Source organism: Limibacter armeniacum (assembly GCF_036880985.1).
Classification (GTDB): domain Bacteria; phylum Bacteroidota; class Bacteroidia; order Cytophagales; family Flammeovirgaceae; genus Limibacter; species Limibacter armeniacum.
Genome location: NZ_JBAJNO010000009.1, coordinates 2,867,266 through 2,885,971, shown reverse-complemented (window position 1 = coordinate 2,885,971; position 18,706 = coordinate 2,867,266). Strand labels below are relative to the sequence as shown.

The window sequence follows — 18,706 nt, the reverse complement described above, 5'->3', positions numbered from 1 at the left end:
TTCTGAAGTGCTTTTTTATGCTTTATACTATGGAGATTAGTCCACAGAAAGTACTGCCATGAATGCTTCCTGTGTAACCTCAACGTTACCCAACTGACGCATTCTCTTTTTACCTTTCTTCTGTTTCTCTAAAAGCTTACGCTTACGGGAGATATCACCACCATAACACTTGGCAATTACGTTCTTACGAAGCGCACGGATTGTTTCTCTCGAGATTACCTTATTACCAATTGCTGACTGAATCGGAATCTCAAACTGCTGTCTTGGGATTACCTCCTTCAGCTTTTCACAAACACGTTTTCCTCTTTCATATGCTCTGTCTCTATGTACAATCGCACAGAAAGCATCAACTGGATCATTATTCAAAAGGATATCCAACTTGACAAGTTTAGAAGCTCTGAAGCCGATCAACTCATAGTCAAATGAAGCATAACCTTTGGAAATAGTCTTCAGTCTGTCAAAGAAGTCAAATACAACCTCCGCCAACGGAATCTCAAACACTAGCTCTACACGGTCTGTTGTCAGGTAAGTCTGACTCATCAGCGTACCCCTTCTATCCATACAAAGGGAAATAACTGGTCCTACAAAGTCCGCTTTCGTGATAATATTTGCTTTGATAAATGGCTCTTCGATTCTGTCAAGCTTACTTGGATCAGGCAAATCAGATGGTGCATTTACCACTACTCTCTCATCATTCTTGGTCAAGTAGGCATGATACTGTACGGAAGGAGCCGTTGTAATAACAGTCATATCAAACTCACGCTCCAAACGTTCCTGTACAATCTCAAGGTGTAGCATTCCCAAGAAACCACAACGGAAACCAAAGCCCAAAGCCGCTGAAGTTTCTGGTTCCCACACAAGGGATGCATCATTCAGCTGAAGTTTTTCCATTGATGAACGCAGCTCCTCAAAGTCTTGTGTATCCACAGGGTATATACCTGCAAATACCATTGGCTTCACATCTTCAAAACCTGCGATAGATTTTTCACATGACTTATCTACATGTGTGATTGTATCACCAACTTTTACCTCTTTTGCTTCTTTGATACCAGATATCAGATACCCTACATCTCCGGTTGAGACAATCTCTCTCGGTTGCTGTTTCAGCTTCAGTGACCCAATTTCATCCGCATGATACTGCTTACGGGTATTGACAAACTTTACATGATCCCCTTTGGTCATCTGTCCATTCATAACACGGAAGTAAACCTCCACCCCTCTGAATGGGTTATAAACTGAATCAAAGATAAGTGCTTGAAGCGGTGCCTCAGGATCTCCTTCTGGTGCAGGAATACGATCAATAATTGCTTTTAGAATATTTTCTACTCCCAAACCAGTTTTACCACTGGCGTGGATGATATCCTCATAGTCACAAGCAATCAAGTCCATGATTTGCTCAGCCACCACTTCTGGGTCTGCATGAGGCAAGTCAATTTTATTCAGTACCGGAATAATAGTCAGGTCATGCTCGAGAGCCAGGTACAGGTTGGAGATCGTCTGAGCCTCGATACCTTGCGATGCATCTACAATTAGCAGTGCTCCTTCACAAGCTGCAATTGATCTTGATACCTCATATGAAAAGTCAACGTGACCTGGAGTGTCAATCAGGTTTAATATATACTTCTCCCCATCTTGTTCGTAATCCATTTGGATAGCATGACTCTTGATTGTGATGCCACGCTCACGCTCAAGATCCATATCATCCAGCAATTGCTCCTTCAGCTCACGCTCCGTAACGGTATTCGTAGCCTGAAGCAACCTGTCGGCAAGTGTACTCTTACCGTGGTCTATATGTGCGATAATACAGAAATTCCTTATGTTCTTCATGTCGGCAAATTTATGAAAAAAGGGTCACTTTATAGCAAAACATCCTTTCACTAAAAAAGGTGTGCAAAGTTAATCATCCTTTCCAAATCTCAGTATGCTGCTATGCAGTTTCACAACATATTACGAGCGCTTTATTCGAATATAGGTCTAATTCATAACAACAAGCCCCTGTCTTGGCTAACAAAGACCAAAACAGGGGCTTATTGACTTTATATTTGATATAATATTACGCTTCGAGCAACTCCCAAAACTGCTCTACCCTCTTACTCCATGTATTTTGCTTAGCCACTTCTTTTCGCTGCTCTACTTTCACCATTCCATTTTCAGCAATTGCACGGTTGATTAGATCTGAAAAAGATGTCACACTATCTTCAGCCAAGTAAACCACCTTTTCAAACCTGCTGATATCTTCAGAGAAATTGGTACTGACCACTGGCAAGCCCATTGCTAAATACTCATTCACTTTTAATGGATATATGCTTCTTGTCAGTTCATTGCATTTGAAAGGGATAATGGCACAATCTGCATGCGCCATGTAATAACCCAACTGATCGATTGGCTTTGCTCCCAAGAAAGAGACATTAGATAAACTGTCAAAATCAAGCTTGTGATGCCCTTTATCATTTCTAGGCCCTATCATTACAAACTGTTTATCCGGATGGTTCAATGCCGTATTGTAAAGCAAATCGTAATTGATTCTGAGCTGAATATTTCCTGTATACAATACAATCGGTTTTGTGATTGCAGCAATATCATCAGGTTTTGGACAAGACTTCAATGCTTCATGGTCAAAAAGCGACAAATCTGCTGAATTAGGTAAGTGATGTACATACTTACCGTTCTTTGGTGTAATCTTTCTAGCCAAGTATGATGATGTCGCCATTACCTTATCCGCATTCAGGATAACTTGCTTCTCCAACGTCACCCCATGTTTAGCCACATATAACGATTCACTGATGTCATCCCTTGATTGGTACACAAACTTTGCAGGGCGAATATCTTCAGGAAGTTCATATCCATAAAATGGATTATATGAGTTGAAAAATATAAAGTCTTCAACCTTTTCCTCTTTCAAAAGTCTTTTTAGTGATTTAAAAAAAATATAGTTATTCAATTGGTTTGCCCATTTATATAAAAAGCCCTTTGGTAGCCAATTGACAGGAAATACAAAATAAGGACAAAAAGCCGCAAGGTTATTGGATATGGATGTAAGAGAATCCTTTCCCAAAAAAAGAGCCTTCAACCTATGCTTCAGCATCGGTAACTTTCTGGATTTCCAAATATCAAGCAATGTAAGTGGATGGTCTACATAATATACTTTATGAGTTTTGGCAAACTCCTTTGCCAAGGATATTGATGCAGAAGAAAAGGGGCCATCCCAACGCGACATACTGATCATAACAATTGACAGTGCGTCACCTGAACTTGATTTTCTTTTATTCTCTTTCTCTTGGGTTAATTGTACTTCCATACCTTGTATTAAAAAATGGATATCAGTATCGTTTTTTCGGTACACTTTTTAAGTATACCTAATAAGTAGCAATGCAATTAGAAATATAGAAAAATTATTACTGCTGTGTCAATAGATCTGTTTCAGACACATATGATACATTAATTTCACTAGGCAACTTATCCTCAAAAGCTTTCAAGTAAGATTTCAACTCACTTGTCTGCTCCTCAGATGGCGCATAAAATGACACATTTTCAAAAGCACAGATAACATTATTACTAATCTTCCATTCGCCAACTTTTTGCCATCCTTCAGGGATCATCCCTTCAAACCATCCATCATAAATAATCATCAAAGAAGGAGACTGCTGAGACAGCACTTGTTGAATTCCTGCTTTGTTATATTGCTTGGAAGCTCTCAGTCTGGCTATATCCATACTGGCTAATCCATATAAATCCAAGAGTTCAATATCATTGAAATAAGCTACAGCTCCAATATCATTCACTGCAATCGCTTTTCCATCAAAATACTCATGAACAAACTTTGCCATTTGGATTTGCTGTTCATATATATTTTTACTGGCTTGAGGAGTTTCTAACGAAGCTTGACCTGTTCTTACTAAAAGCGGATGCAGCAGTAAAAAGACACCAAAACCCAAAGCTAGCTTAGTGAAAAGGTGCTGCTTTTTTAATTCACCAGCTAACGATTGCCCTACTCCAACTATTGTAATGACAGCCAAAGCAATAATATAGGCATCATACCTATATAGCCACCCTGTTCTTGCAAATGTCAGGTGCAATACGGTTGTGCCTGCTAACAAGATTGCATAGTATCCCCAAAAACCTAACTTTTGCTCTCTATGAACAAAGTAACTGACAGAGAAGAAAAGCATCATAAATAAACCATACAGGTAGTGGGTCGCTTCCATTTTACGTAACCAAACTTGTACATAATTCAACATTCCCAAAAGGTCTAATGTAGGTTTATCTGCTTTAATAAGCACTGAGTTTGGCACAGGAAACCCTCCTTGTAAATAGGCAAACACCCCATAGGTTACAATTGGGATAAGTGCGCCCAAAGAGAGTAGCATCCAGCTTTTGTGCTTACCCTGCAATACGAATATACTTGCAGCAACAGCTGTAATAAACAGCCCTTCAAATCGGATAAAAGTTAATAATATACCAACGAATAAAATACTGACTCCTCGCTGCTTGTCTTCAACAAACGATTTGCTTAAAACATAAAATGCCAACACATTGATTGCTAACTGCCAAACATGTTCCATACCACTAAGCACTAATGTATGTACTGGTACCAGAATGATTATTGCAGCAATCATTATCAAATCTGTACTTCTTTCCCACTTCAACCCTTTTGACACAAAATACAAACAGACAAAAAGTAACAGTAAGGCAATGACATTTAAATAAATAGGCAAATAAATTGAATCTGTGAATACAAATCCCCCTGCCATTAGAATTGAATAAAGAATTGATGAAGATGCAGGTGCAAACTGATTAGCGGTTACTCCCCACACTCCATGATTTGCAATATTTTTACCAATCGACATATGGATGTATGTGTCGTCCAATGGATAAACCCATTGACTTTCTGTTAGTGATTGGGCATACAAAAAATTCGCTAAAATGATCAGTATGCTAGCAATAAAACCAACCACATATAGGTTTTGCTTACTACTCATTACTTATTGGGTATTTAAGTGGGGTTAATTAAAAAGATCACCACAACTATTTCCGTGGCTATATTTACATATATATAAAATAAAGGCTGAGAAAGCTAATAAATAGCTCTCTCAGCCTCTACACTTTGTTAAATTATTCTTTAATCAGCTTATTTACCACTGTTGCGTTAGCTGTTGTAACCTTCAACAGGTACAAACCACTCACCAATGAATGAGGTACATCAATATTCAAATATCCATTAAACTTCTCAATTGATACAGGGTATGATTTACCACTCAAGTCATATAACATCACTGACATTACCTGATCGGCTCCTGTAATTTTCAATGTATTTGTAAATGGATTCGGATACACCTTCAACTCATTCACAAGAGGCTCTTGCTTTATGGTACTAGCCAAACGAGCATTGCTGCTACCTGCCCCATCTGTATCAATAGGTGTGATCATGATCGCATTTAGGTACGCCCTTGTCTCTGGGTTGATAGTGAAGAAAATCTCACCATTAGCATCTGGGGCTACACTTACAAAGTCTACAGTCTGTGTGGCATTCTGTGATTGCGCTACTGATTTCTCAATACCTGAAATCTCAAAGCCTGTCGTATATGGATAGCTGAATGTTGTTCCAGACAAGAATTGCAGCGTATAGGTTCTCAACGTATCCAATCCTGACAGCTTCATCACAACAGGGGCTGTAAGGTACCTGTAAGTATTCAGCACATTCAATGGGAACTTGCTGGCATCTGTAAAGCTATGTAATTGCCAATTTTGCTCCAGTGTTCCAGACTCCACGAACAGGTCGATCGTCGTCTCTGCTCCTGATGTATCTGTCAGGTTTAGCAGTTCTGGTGTATAACTGGTAACATCAAAGTTATTCCAAGGGGCTGCTGCTCTAACGTTGTTCTTACTGCTAGCTGAAAAGTTTACGAAGATTGGTCTAGGTAGCTCTTTGGTATATACACTTACCGTATCTGAATATGCTGACTCTCCTTCTACATTGACAGCCTTAACCCTATAATCATAGGTGTTGAATAGGTCAAATGTTAGGTCGGTATATGTAGTATCCCACTCGGTCAACTCAGCCAAAACTTCGTACTCACTATCATTTTCTTTTCTCTCTAACAGGTAGTAGTCAGGGAAATGCTCACTTGAAGACCAGTCCAGTTTAATTCCATCCAAACTGTAATCTATCATCAAACCTGATGGTACAGAAGGGGCTTGTCCTCCAATAATAACCAAAGCACTATCTGTATTGGTAGCAGGAGACATACCGTTTTCATTTACTGCTCTCACATAATAATCATAGACTACATGCCTATCAATATTGATGTCGAAGTAAGTCAGTCTTGTTGTTGGCACCGTGTCCTGTAAAGTGAATATTCCTGTACTATCTGCTCTGAAGACCAAATATGCCTCTGTATTGTCACTTGCAGCATCCCAAGTCACCCCTATAGCTGTCCGGTCAAATACTTCTTCAGCTATTAAATTGGCGGGCGCCTCCGGAACTGAAAAATCAGCAGGGATTTCACTTTCAGTTATCACAACCCCATTTATATATCCATTACCATTTGATGGAATCAATGATACTTCAATAATGCCTTGTCCTGAAGGTAGTATATCATCAAACCCTACTTCAGTCAAGTTATTCAATGTATTGATCTGAACCGTATCACTTCCGATTGATATTGCCATATCACCGCCATTGGTACTCGTTGTAGTACTTAACAACTTAATGCTGTAAGCTTTCGTCACATCCAAGTCCTCAAACGCCAAAGTAACTGGCCCTGTAAAGTACTGGTAAGTATTATACACTTCAGCAGGGTAGTTTTCATCCCCGTCAAAAGTATTCAAAATCCAAGTTTCTGTCATATCTCCACTTTTGACAATATCTATCGTCGATGGAGTATTGTAAACATCTGGCAAGTTATCCAGATTTCCAGTCCAAACAGTTGGCGTAAAGTTGCTCCAAGGGAAACCTGCCCTCAGTGTACTTTTAGACTTGGCTGCTACATTGATCTTATATACTTTATCTTGATTAAGCGTATTCACCGTAAAGGTATTGCTGTATGCTGACGCTTCAGCAGCATTTACGGCTTTTACCCTATAAGTGAAAAATGCATTAAATGAGACATTTGCATCTGTAAATACGAAAGGTGCTTCTGTCAACTGAACAATTGGGAGGAATGCCCCACCTTCAAAAGACCTTTCAAGCACAAAGTATTCTGCCAAAGAATCAGAAGGCTCAAATGTTACCTCAACATACGTTCCTGTCACATTAAGAGGTCGTAAGTTCTGAGGAGCCTGAAGAGCTTGATATACTGAATCTGTTACTGCTGAGACTGTATCAGAAAGTACAGAAATTCCATTTGAAGCAATGATTTTACTGATATAGAAGTAATCTTCCGATACTTTAAGGTTTGTATCTGTAAAGCTCGAATCCGAAACAGTAGCAATGATTTCATACTCACCATTTAGGCTGTCTGCACGATAGATCTCTAACTGCTGATCAACTCCTAGGCTATCCCAAGTGATATTAATTGATGGAATTCCTATTACTCCTTGAGCAGCAAAACCTTTTACACTATCTGCTAAAACAGGCGCTTCAGGAACCGACAGCATATAAAGTACCGAATCCGGTATATTGGTCTTTGAAATATCAGGTCCTTCATACTTTACATCCAATACATTTCCTCCTGTTTTTTCAAAGAACATTACTTTGATATAATGCTTTCCTGCTGTCAGGTCTACTGTTCCACTTCGCTCCCTGCTACCATGCAAGCCGTCATTATCAACTACCATATTGCCATTAATGTACAACTCACTACCATCATCAGATGTCGTATAGAAAGTGTATGTCCCTGCTGAATCAACCTCAACACCGCCTTCAAAAACAAAAGCAAAATGGTCTGACTGATCTCTAGGCTCAATACTAAAATTGTTGATGAAGTCTATTCTCTTAGGTGAATAGCTTTCTACATCATCCAAATTAGAAAGGTTTTGGATTTCATAGTACCTGTAAAGCAAGCCATTCTCATCAGAGAAGTCATTTGAGGAAATGGATGTAGCCAATATTGTTGCACTCATTTTGGAGTACTTGTTATTGACATCCAAAGCTTTTACCGAGAAGCGGTACCAATTTTCAGCTGATAATCCCTCTACCTGATAAAATGCATCTGTAGTAGTCGCTATCAAGCTATCATCCTGATACAACTCATAGGCTTGTATTCCAATATCATCAACTGACGCATCCCATGTCAACCTTAAGGAAGTTGCATTCAATGCTATTGCTCTTAGACCTGTAGGGGTAGAAGGTGCTACAGTATCAACCTCTACACCAAAATCAAGGGCCACAAACGATGATGTTGACGCCAATGAGTCACTAACAACTCTCACTTTATAATAATATTGGCTTCCGTCAGTCTTGATGTCTTCTACCTTAGTCTGATCTGAAGTTAGGTTAGTCAAATAAGTATAAGGACCACTCTTATCGTCTATTGATTTATAAATCTCAAATGCAATAGCCGATGGCGCTGTATTGACCCACGACAAAGTAATCTTTCCTTCCGCGTCTACTGAAGCAGATAAACTATCAGGTACAGACAGTGGGTTGCTTTGATCTACCTCAACTCGAATAGGAGCTGATACATCACTGTAACACGAGCCTGTCATCAATACCTTACAAGCATATTCTCCTGCATCACTGACCTGTAACTCATTACTGGAAGTGGTCATATACTCAACACTGTCCTTGTACCAAACATACTCCTGATAACCTGTCGGTGCCAGAACTGTGATGCCATAATTATTAATCTCTATACTAGGAGAAGGCAGAATATGTGTATTCTTCAATGTTAAGGTAGGTACGAAAGCCGTCGTAAACTGCTTTAGTTCAATTTCATCAGCCCAGCCTGACCACTCTCCGTTACGTTTAATCCGTACAGCATACTTACCGTAAGCGTTGGCTACAAATTCATTACTGTCCGAGTTGGCTACCACCACACTGTCTTGCATCCATTCATAAGCCTCAAAGCCAGGCGAAACACCTAATGTAACAGGACTTGGTAAAGTTGGCGTACAAAACTCTGCCTGTCCACCTAAAGGACGAATGCTCAACTTGCTATACTGCAAAAACCACTTGAAGAAATCTTTTCGCTTATATGTGCGGTCCCATCCCCCATGACCATAATTAGGATAGTTAATAAACCTGTTTTTATAAGGAGTCCATTGAGTTTCGGAAAGGTCGTCATTGTATGAATCATCAAACACTTCATCGAATGGTGCTCCATGTTCATCATACTTGTCCATGATGCTTTCAATAAGGCCAAAAGTTGGTTTTGTGTCCTTATTACCGTGGTGAATAAATAGCGGAATATGTTTAGTACTCTCAAAGTATGGGTCATAGGTTGAACTTGTCCAACCCGACATTGGAGCAGCTGCTGCAAATAATTCAGGTGCCCTGTAAATGATTTCCCATGTTCCTGCTCCTCCATTGGAAAGTCCATGTACATAAATCCTGAATGGGTCAATATTGTAGATTTCAATCAGCTCCTTTATTCCATCAATAACAGTTTGCATATCAGTATATGGATCTGCCTCAACCCCCTGTCCCCATGTACCATACTTGAACTGTGGGTAAAACAAGAAACCATCAAAAGACCTAGCATCTGACGTAGACCTATTCACTGCATCCAAATGTGCCTTACCACCATTATGCAATTGTGTAGTATTGTTGTCATAACCCAACTGACTTGAAGTCCAATTGTACCATGAATTAGATCTAGCCGACTCGCCTGCTCCACAAAGAAAGACTACCATTGGGTATTTTTCAGTACGTGTCGAATCATAGTTCTGCGGTTTCTTTAACTGAAAGTTTACATAATCTGATAGTGGATCATTGTCATAATTTGATCCTTTGATGTGGTAATCTTCAAATTCGTCAATCCATGTCCTGCTCCATTCTGAAACATCTGGTGAAAACTGATCTCCATCACTGAGACCTCCTCCAGTCCTGCCATATGGCACATTGTTACTTCCTGCCTTGATTGTCCCCTGTCCAATCCTGTTTTGGGCAAACACATGACAGCTTATTGTGCACACCAGTGCCAATAAGGTCGTCAGTATCCTCATCCTAGTCATTTGTTTAATTGGGTTTTTAGCTATTACAATGAATTAATTATTAGTGCTCTGCCTTATGTAGACTATTCAAGTGTGTTTTTGCAAAATCTACTAAGGACTTATCAGTGTCGAGTTTCAGATTCTTGCGAATCCAAATCACCCAAAAGAAAAAGATTCCTAATTGGGTCATCAGGGTAGCCAATGCGGCACCTTCTGCTTGATATAGATAGATGAATATAGCATTCAAGGATATATTGATCCCTGCTGCCACAAATACCATTATAAAATTGGTTTTTGGTTTTTTAAGTGCATTTGCCACTACACCGGAAAGCCTGTTTACAGGAGAAATAAGCATGGTAACTACCAAGATTCGGAAAATGGTTGTTGCCGATACATATTCTTCTCCAGCAATCAGGGTAATGATTTCCTCTGCGAAGAGAAACAGAATGATAAAACCAGGAATATTTAATAAATAGATTAGACCTAACGATTCTATATATACTTTTCTGAGTATGGATTTTCCTTCCGTATTAGCCTTTGAGAATTTAGGAAATGCACTTTGGGCTACTGCTGTGATCGGAATGTCTGATAAGTTTTTGAGCCTTTTGCCAATATTGAAGTAGGAAACATTGGCAGGAGAGATAATGGCTCCCAACATCAACTGATCAATCATTTGCAACAATTGGGAACTTACATTGATACCAAAGGTAAACTTTCCATAATTGAACAAGTCTGCCATCCACTGCTTATTAGGCTTCTTGAAAACAAACAATTTGTTTTTTAAGGTGAATAACAAAACCATTCTAACAGATGCCCCCATTCCCAACGCCAACAAAACTTCATACAAAGCCAAGTCCTTCCCCAAAAAGAATGAAGAGGACAAATACCCCAGCATAACAAGGTTTTGGCAGGTAAATGCGATACAGATCAACTTAAAGTTGTGCTCGGCATTCATTACTCCCTCCACATGCAGGGAAAATGAGTTAAACCATAAAACAGGTATATAACACCAAAACAGCATAGACAATATTTCATCTCCCCAGACAATCGGGGAAATGAACCCCATGACAACACAGATAATGCTTGCCCCTAATGCAACAAGCAGGTTTACACTAAAAGATGATGTTAATAGGTTCTCCTTAGGGTTATGCTGCTCTACGACATAGTAGTACACCAAAGGCTGTTTGATAATACCCTCTCTAGCAAACTCTATTACCGTAATTACACTGAAGAAAAGAACCCACACACCAAATTTTGTAGGATCAAGTACCCTTACCAAAATAAGGAAGTTCAGAAAACCGAAACCAATTCTCGAAATTCTGTCTAAAAAGGAAAAACTGATGCTATTCATCTCTGCTGCCCACGCCTATCTTAGTTGTTTGATTACTTTAGCAGGAACTCCTGCCACTACTGTATATGGAGGTACATCTTTTACTACAACACTTCCGGTAGCAATAACAGCTCCTTCCCCCACTGTTACTCCTTTAAGAATCGTTGCTCTAGACCCTACCCAAACGTTCTCTTCAAAAATGATAGGAGCACTTTTCCCTTTTCCGTAATAATTATTTACATCATGATAATCATCATCTAAAATCAATACATAAGGAGCCATTTTTACTCCATCTTTGATAATTACCTCATTGTTGACTGAAAGATGCACTCCGTTAAGTCTTACATCACTACCAATGGATAGCTTTGCTCCCTTTTCAACAAAAATTTTAGCTCGTTGAAATATTGACCAAATTCTGATTCCATTACCCATTTTAACCTGTCCTTTAATCATCACCTTAGGAGCCCCTTTTACAAAGACCAATTTTCCCTTAGTAGCTTTTCTTAAAAACCACCTTCCCATTAGCCATTGCCATGATAAAGATATACCTCTCTTACAAAGACTTACATAGAAACTTAAATCACTTGAGTCTTGACTATTTTCTTTCAGCCTTTCAATTCTATGTTTTATTAGATATGCAGAGTTCATCAGATTAATGTTTTTTCATTTGTAAAAAAGCAAATACTCCTTTCCATTGTGCTACAATTAACTCCCAGTCACGAGACAGGAAAAGTTTCAGTGTATGGAAAGGGTAAGCAACAAACACGGTGTAAATGATAGACAGCCACTTATTGAGGCCCTTGATGTTTCTGTAGCCATACAGTAACCTGTTTCTACTCATATAGAAACTCTTTAGGGGACTGACACTTCCTACAGAAGCTGATTCTTTATGGTAAACTGTTGACTTGCCTTGGTAATATATTTTATAACCCAAGTTCCGAATCCGCTGACTCCAGTCTGTTTCTTCATAATAAAGGAAGTAGTCCTCCAACATTCCTTCTGTCAACTCAAACAAAGCACGGCTGATCATCATGGCAGCTCCATTGGCAAACGGCACTTCATAGACTCTGTCATAGGTTCCATCATCTTCCTTCAAGTGACCAAGTTTTCCACCTCTCAGCGTAATAGGGTTGATGTCAATTGTTCCCGCATATTGGATGAGGTTGTTGCCTTCGCTGTATTTTATTTTGGGAGACACTAAGCCTATAATTGGCTTTTTCTCCATCAACTCGACTATTGGTTCCAAAAAGTCCGGTTCAACCTCCGTATCATTATTCAATAGCATAAAGTACTTTCCGCTTGCAGCCCTCATTCCCAAATTATTTCCTCCTGCAAAACCAAGGTTCTCTTCACTTTCAATAATGATAGTCTCAGGATAATTGTCCTCTATCCTTTTCCTATCAAAGTTTCCAGAAGCATTGTCTACCAATATCACCTCATAATTTGGGTAAGAGATATGTGTTAAAGACTCCAGAAAGGCTTCTGTATACTGTTGTTGTTTGTAGTTTACAGATACAATTGATACTAATGGGTAATTTTCTTTCATGCCACAGTTTCTTCTTGATTCACTCCTTGGTAATTCATTTGTTCCTGCTGATGGTATGTTGTTACCATAAAGTCATGCTTTGTTTTTGAAAGCAAGAATAGCGATTTCACTTGCCTGTAGAGAAGTGCAGGTATCCTAAATAAGGATAGCCACACTTCCTTACCAGCATCAGAAAGTTTAAGGCTCAATAGAAAATTGAAGCCAAACAACACTACGGCCAAAACCAGCAACAGTGTTGCTAATGGGTTAATAAAAAAGCTAGGTATAGTCAAAACTGCGGCTCCTCCTACAAGGATAAAAAGAGGAGGTATCGCAGACAATAATCCGATTACCAATTGATTCCAGCTACTTACAAGACCTGATGTAACAAGTTTGATTACATCTCCCAAGTTTTCAAAATAGGCACCTACCCATCTTGCACGCTGCTTTTCCAATTGTTTTCCATTATCAACTTTGGCATCAAGTATCACAGCTTCTTCTGCAAATGCTATTCTTCCACCATTTTCCAAGACATAGTTTTGGAGCATTTTATCCTCTCCTAGAATCACTTTCCGCCCCTCTGTTTTTGTCTTGTAATGATGTAAAAATGATTGGAATAAACCTTTACTCATTGCCATACCTGAACCTGAAATAGTACAAGAGGACCCCAACTGAAAAGGTACTTTTCTTTCCACATGGTTCTTATATATTTCCCCTACTGAATCAAGCTTAGCATACGTTGAGTTATTGTTTTTGGCTGTGCGCTTTCCTTGAACAATCGCATAACCTTTAGCCAAATATTCGCTTAATGCAGTATAGAAACCTTTGGTTACTCTATTGTCAGGATCGAATACCACTACAGTTTCAATAGTATCATCCATTGCATCCAAAGCATACTCAAAAGACCTAACTTTAGCATTCAGACCTGTAGGAGGTATTAAGAATTTTACATTTGGGTAATCCTTGAACCAACCTGTTTCGACTTCAGCACATTGATCTGCTACTACATAAACGTCTCCATGGTTTGGCGCTTCCTGTATAGAGTCCAATAGCTCCCTAACGCTATGAATATTGCCTTTGTAAGCTGTGATAATGTTTCCCCATTGTGGCTGTTCAGCAACTGAATCAAGCTTTTTTTCTCCACCAGAAAGAACCATTTTAAATAGGTAAATCAGGTTGAAGATCAATGGAAGTACAAGAAATAGCGCCACTATTCCTACAATAATCCAATTTATTGTTTCCAGAAATAACATCATACCATCTCTTTTTGAATCATAGCAGGAATTGTCTTCATCATAATCTTCAGGTCATAACGGAAACCTTGATTGTCAGCATAGGTATTGTCCAGCATGATTCTCTCCATAGCATCCATATCATCATCACCTCTCTTTGACACTTGCCATAATCCAGTGATACCTGCAGCAGCAGAAAACCTTTTTGCCGCCATATCTGTCGTCAATTGCTCTGCTTCATAGAGAGGTAGAGGTCTGTTACCAACCAATGACATATCCCCTTTCAGTACGTTAAATAGCTGTGGCAATTCATCCAAAGATGTTTTCCGAATAAATGCCCCCACTTTTGTAATTCTTGGGTCATTTTTCAATTTGAAAAACTGCACACCTTCTCCTCCGTACTGATTGTTTTTCTTCAGTTCTTCTACTCTCTTATCTGCATCAGCATACATTGATCGGAACTTATAGAAGTCAAATATCCTATAGTACTGTCCAGCACGCTTTGAGGTATAGAAAACATTACCTTTTGATTCCAAACGGACTGCCAAAGCCACCAGTAACATTACAGGAGAAAGCAACAGCAGCATCGTCGCACTGACTACAATATCCATCAGGCGTTTGACCTTCTTATGTCTTTTTCTTACTGGAGTCACATTAAGGCTTTCAGTACTTGACAGTCTTTTGGCTAATCTTTCTAATGATTTAAGGTCAGAAGGGACATCTATGATCACATTCTTGATCGCTACATGATCTTCGCTATCAAGCAAGTATAGCTTATGCTTTGTTATACCATTATCTGCAAGTATCTTTTTTATGTCTTGCGCATAACGAACAAAGGAATCATGAATAAAGATATAGCACTCCTTTTGACTTAAATACTCAAATGGGGCTGAAGACGCTTGAAGTTCCTCAACAGAAGTATACTGTACAACTCTTAGTTTCCCATTTTTAGATTGTGCATTCTTGAATTGTGGAAATTCATGAGGAGCAATAAAGATGCAGGTCCAATCAGGCAATTGGCTCCGCTTCATAAGTAATTGATTCAGAGTCATTTTTAAGGTTCAGTTATTTGAGTTTTTAGCTTTTACAGATTGTTATTTAAGCTTTAGAGAAGCTTAAAAAGGCACATTTAGTAATAGACCAAGCTATTGATTTCGAATAAGGCTTAATTATTAAAGTCTTGAGTTTTGGCACACTGCTTTCCCTAAGCAATCAAGTAACTCGAAATTTTCTCTGTAAAGTTGACAGGGTTAAATGGTTTGTCAATAATAGCTTTAATTTCCGCATTCACCTCCTGAACATTGTCAGCTCCCAAGGCTATTACAGGTACAGAGTCAAAGTACACATTGTTACTTTTTAGACTGTAACTATCCCCTTCTGATACAGAAAAGCTATCTGAAATAATCAGATCTGGCGCGCCGCCATTTAACATCCATAAGATGGCTTCATTTTCTGATTGGGTCAAAAAGAGGTCATACCTTTCTGACAAGTAAAGTTCAATAATTTGAAGAATGCTCACTTCACGCTGAATAACCAAAATGGTCTTTCTCTTTTGTTTCATTGTAAGTTAGTTTTTGGGTTTTAAGGAAAAAGAAATAAAGTATTAAGTCTCTTTCAATTCAATAGCAGTGGATAAAAATCACCCAACAGCCATTGCAGCAAACCATCGTAATGATTCTAAAGTATATCTCAAGAAACTTTGTACTGATAAGAATGATAAGGTATAGGATATTACTAGATCTTCACAAAGTATATATCACAATCATTACAAGTTAGAAACTACCTAAACATTCAATTTGATTGATACAGAAATAATTTAAAGTAATGTATTCTCCTCAACTCTTAGAGGATAGATTGCAATAAAATTTGCATCACTAACATAACAAAGCAAACATTGCAATCAATTTCAGAGCTTATTCTATCATTAAATGACAGAAAACATATTAGGAATCCATTTGTATTGCTTACAAGAATTATTTAGTAACAAATAAAAGTGCGGATGGATATTACATCAATTTGGTTCTAGTATTATTAGTAATTAGCTGATCCAAATTAAAGAAACATTTTTTATATAAACAATAACTTTTTTTATAAGAAATTTCACTATAATTGCCAATAGGCACACACAATCCCACTGAATCAAATAAAATTACAATTCCTTTACAGGGAAAAACCCTTTTTTAACAACCCAAGGTACTCCTGCTGATGTACCTAAAAGCTAAAAATCCTACTAAAAAATGAGAACTAAGACAACTCAAAGCGAGTTAGTGTCTATATCACACTATTTGGAACTGATGAGGGTGCACCAATATGTTAAAAACCTTTTCATATTTATTCCTCTCTTCTTTAGTGGTAGTCTATTCCATACTTCGTACTTAATCACTGCCTTTATTGGATTCTTTTCCTTTTCCCTTTTAAGCAGCAGTGTTTATATTTTGAATGACTTTGTGGACCAGGACGCTGACAGATTACATCCCAAGAAAAAAAACAGACCTATAGCCTCAGGTAAAATTAAAAACTGGCAGGCTATTATATTAATGTGTGCCACATTCTCTTTTGGAATGTCCTTGGCCTTTCTTCTCAACAAATCATTCTTTGTACTTGGACTTATTTATTGGGTTACTAATATCCTTTACTCTTTCTTTTTGAAACATGTCCCTCTAATTGATGTCTTCATTATAGCCTTTGGTTTTATCATTAGAGTGGTTTCTGGTGGTGTTTTAAATCAGATTCAGCTTTCTCACTGGCTACTGATGATGGTTTTTCTATTGGCTTTATTTTTAGGTTTTGCAAAAAGGCGAGATGATGTTTACCTACAGGAGAATAGCAACACACAAACGAGACGATCTGTAACAAAGTATAGCACATACTTTATAGATGCTGTTATCACAATGCTTGCTGCTATTATCATTATCAGCTACCTGATGTACACCTTTACACCAAGTGTTATCGAACGATTTAACAACGAATACATTTATGCATCCGTCGTCTTTGTGATATTGGGATTAGTCCGTTATCTCCAATTAGCAATTGTAGAAAACAAGACTGGATCACCGACGGAAGTTCTACTGAAGGATAAGTTGACCCTGATTAATATTTCACTTTGGGTATTATGCTTCTTTGGTATCATCTACTACTAAGTATAACAGGTCTTCTGATGCTGACTATACTTTGTTATTAAGTGTAAAAACAACCTAACTTCTTCCGTCAATGAAAAAAATAGCAAACTGGGGAAACTACCCTCATAGAGTGGCCGATATAAATACGCCTGTTTTTGAAAAAGACATTCACCAACTGATCAATAATGATAAACCTGTTACGGTTCGGGGTCTTGGTAGATGTTATGGCGATGCCAGTTTAGGTGAGCATATCATTTCAATGGACAAAATGGATAAGATTCTCCATTTCGATGCTAATGATGGTATTATCACATGTCAGGCAGGTACAAGTTTGGATAAGATCTTAAACTTCATCGTTCCTAAAGGTTGGTTTCTACCCGTTACGCCAGGTACCAAATTCATTACTGTTGGCGGAGCCATTGCTTCAGACGTTCACGGAAAGAATCATCACATTGACGGCTGCTTTAGCCAACACATCATTGAAATGAAAATTCTATTGAGTGATGGACAAACCAGTATCTGTAGTCCGACTATCAATAGTGAGTTCTTTAGGTTAACATGTGGAGGGTTAGGGCTTTCAGGTGTGATTTTGGAAGCTTCATTCTCTTTAAAAAAGATTGAAACCTCTCAGATTGACCAGCAGGTGTATAGTGCTCCAAACCTCAAGAAGTTAATGGAGTATTTCGATGAATATTCTCATTACACATATTCTGTAGCTTGGATTGACTGCTTTGCCAAAGGTAAGAGTTTAGGGAGAGGTCACCTGATTGTTGGCGAACATGCTCCTTCTTCAAGCTCCTCTGATAAGCTCAAACAACATGCATCACCAAAAATCAATATCCCATTCCGTTTTCCTGGATGGATATTAAACAAGGTTTCCATTTGGACATTTAACAACCTATTTTACTTCGTACACAAGTTTGGTCCAAAGAAGAAAAAAGTTGACTATGATGCATTTTTCTATCCTCTTGACAAGATCAACAACTGGAATAAAATGTATGGAAAAACAGGTTTTCTACAATACCAGTTCGTACTTCCGCTTAACAGCTCTTATGAAGGATTGCAACAAATTATTGGCAAGATTTCGTCCAACTCGACCCCTTCTTTTCTATGTGTATTAAAGAAGTTTGGATCACGGAATGAGAATATAATGTCTTTCCCTGATGAAGGTTTCACATTGGCACTGGACTTCCCAATCAAGAACGGTGTATTTGAATTACTGGATGAGCTGGATGAGATAGTACATCAAATGGGAGGAAAAGTCTATCTCACTAAAGATGCTAGATTATCTCGTAAACACTTTGAACAAGGGTATCCTAAGCATCAGGACTTTATGGAGTCAATTACACAGGTCAACCCAAAAAATAAGCTATCATCAGACTTACTAAACCGTTTAACTAACAAATAA

The 18,706-nt window shown here is 38.4% G+C and carries 12 protein-coding genes; 2 read left to right on the top strand and 10 right to left on the bottom strand.

Annotated elements, in window-relative coordinates:
- Positions 1–36 precede the first annotated feature (36 nt).
- The 10 genes from lepA to V6R21_RS29675 form a co-directional block, all read right to left on the bottom strand.
- Positions 37–1,827, bottom strand: coding sequence for a translation elongation factor 4 (gene lepA, locus V6R21_RS29720; RefSeq protein WP_334247132.1), 1,791 nt, complete (start codon positions 1,825–1,827; stop codon positions 37–39).
- Between the two features lie 226 nt (positions 1,828–2,053).
- Entirely contained in the window at positions 2,054–3,298 is a 1,245-nt protein-coding gene (locus V6R21_RS29715) for a glycosyltransferase (RefSeq protein ID WP_334247131.1), read from the bottom strand.
- Between the two features lie 97 nt (positions 3,299–3,395).
- Positions 3,396–4,979, bottom strand: coding sequence for a hypothetical protein (locus tag V6R21_RS29710; protein WP_334247130.1), 1,584 nt, complete (start codon positions 4,977–4,979; stop codon positions 3,396–3,398).
- 133 nt (positions 4,980–5,112) lie between these two features.
- A complete protein-coding gene (locus tag V6R21_RS29705) occupies positions 5,113–10,104 on the bottom strand; it encodes a fibronectin type III domain-containing protein (protein WP_334247129.1) in 4,992 nt (1,663 codons plus the stop codon).
- Positions 10,105–10,153: 49 nt separating this feature from the next.
- Positions 10,154–11,443, bottom strand: coding sequence for a flippase (locus V6R21_RS29700; RefSeq protein WP_334247128.1), 1,290 nt, complete (start codon positions 11,441–11,443; stop codon positions 10,154–10,156).
- Positions 11,444–11,458: 15 nt separating this feature from the next.
- Positions 11,459–12,070 carry an acyltransferase gene (locus tag V6R21_RS29695; RefSeq protein WP_334247127.1) on the bottom strand — a complete coding sequence of 204 codons (612 nt, stop codon included), beginning with the start codon at positions 12,068–12,070 and terminating at the stop codon, positions 11,459–11,461.
- Between the two features lie 4 nt (positions 12,071–12,074).
- Positions 12,075–12,968, bottom strand: coding sequence for a glycosyltransferase family 2 protein (locus V6R21_RS29690; RefSeq protein ID WP_334247126.1), 894 nt, complete (start codon positions 12,966–12,968; stop codon positions 12,075–12,077).
- Entirely contained in the window at positions 12,965–14,203 is a 1,239-nt protein-coding gene (locus V6R21_RS29685) for a glycosyltransferase (RefSeq protein WP_334247125.1), read from the bottom strand. The genes V6R21_RS29690 and V6R21_RS29685 overlap by 4 nt, the downstream gene beginning before the upstream one ends.
- A complete protein-coding gene (locus tag V6R21_RS29680; protein WP_334247124.1) occupies positions 14,200–15,210 on the bottom strand; it encodes a sugar transferase in 1,011 nt (336 codons plus the stop codon). The genes V6R21_RS29685 and V6R21_RS29680 overlap by 4 nt, the downstream gene beginning before the upstream one ends.
- A 173-nt stretch (positions 15,211–15,383) precedes the next feature.
- Positions 15,384–15,740: a response regulator gene (locus tag V6R21_RS29675; protein ID WP_334247123.1), complete on the bottom strand. Its 357-nt coding sequence runs from the start codon at positions 15,738–15,740 to the stop codon at positions 15,384–15,386.
- A 676-nt stretch (positions 15,741–16,416) separates the two neighbouring features.
- On the opposite strand from V6R21_RS29675, the gene V6R21_RS29670 reads away from it, so the two are divergent.
- Both V6R21_RS29670 and V6R21_RS29665 read left to right on the top strand, forming a co-directional pair.
- Positions 16,417–17,319 carry a decaprenyl-phosphate phosphoribosyltransferase gene (locus V6R21_RS29670; protein ID WP_334247122.1) on the top strand — a complete coding sequence of 301 codons (903 nt, stop codon included), beginning with the start codon at positions 16,417–16,419 and terminating at the stop codon, positions 17,317–17,319.
- Between the two features lie 70 nt (positions 17,320–17,389).
- Positions 17,390–18,706 (top strand): FAD-binding oxidoreductase, encoded by a 1,317-nt coding sequence (locus V6R21_RS29665; protein WP_334247121.1) that lies wholly within the window; start codon positions 17,390–17,392, stop codon positions 18,704–18,706.

Coding starts and splice junctions, on each gene's coding strand:
- V6R21_RS29670 (WP_334247122.1), top strand. CDS start 16,417: ATGAGAACTAAGACAACTCAAAGCGAGTTAGTGTCTATATCACACTAT.
- V6R21_RS29710 (WP_334247130.1), bottom strand. CDS start 4,979: ATGAGTAGTAAGCAAAACCTATATGTGGTTGGTTTTATTGCTAGCATA.
- V6R21_RS29680 (WP_334247124.1), bottom strand. CDS start 15,210: ATGAAGCGGAGCCAATTGCCTGATTGGACCTGCATCTTTATTGCTCCT.
- V6R21_RS29690 (WP_334247126.1), bottom strand. CDS start 12,968: ATGAAAGAAAATTACCCATTAGTATCAATTGTATCTGTAAACTACAAA.
- V6R21_RS29695 (WP_334247127.1), bottom strand. CDS start 12,070: ATGAACTCTGCATATCTAATAAAACATAGAATTGAAAGGCTGAAAGAA.
- V6R21_RS29665 (WP_334247121.1), top strand. CDS start 17,390: ATGAAAAAAATAGCAAACTGGGGAAACTACCCTCATAGAGTGGCCGAT.
- V6R21_RS29700 (WP_334247128.1), bottom strand. CDS start 11,443: ATGAATAGCATCAGTTTTTCCTTTTTAGACAGAATTTCGAGAATTGGT.
- V6R21_RS29715 (WP_334247131.1), bottom strand. CDS start 3,298: ATGGAAGTACAATTAACCCAAGAGAAAGAGAATAAAAGAAAATCAAGT.
- V6R21_RS29685 (WP_334247125.1), bottom strand. CDS start 14,203: ATGATGTTATTTCTGGAAACAATAAATTGGATTATTGTAGGAATAGTG.
- V6R21_RS29705 (WP_334247129.1), bottom strand. CDS start 10,104: ATGAGGATACTGACGACCTTATTGGCACTGGTGTGCACAATAAGCTGT.
- lepA (WP_334247132.1), bottom strand. CDS start 1,827: ATGAAGAACATAAGGAATTTCTGTATTATCGCACATATAGACCACGGT.
- V6R21_RS29675 (WP_334247123.1), bottom strand. CDS start 15,740: ATGAAACAAAAGAGAAAGACCATTTTGGTTATTCAGCGTGAAGTGAGC.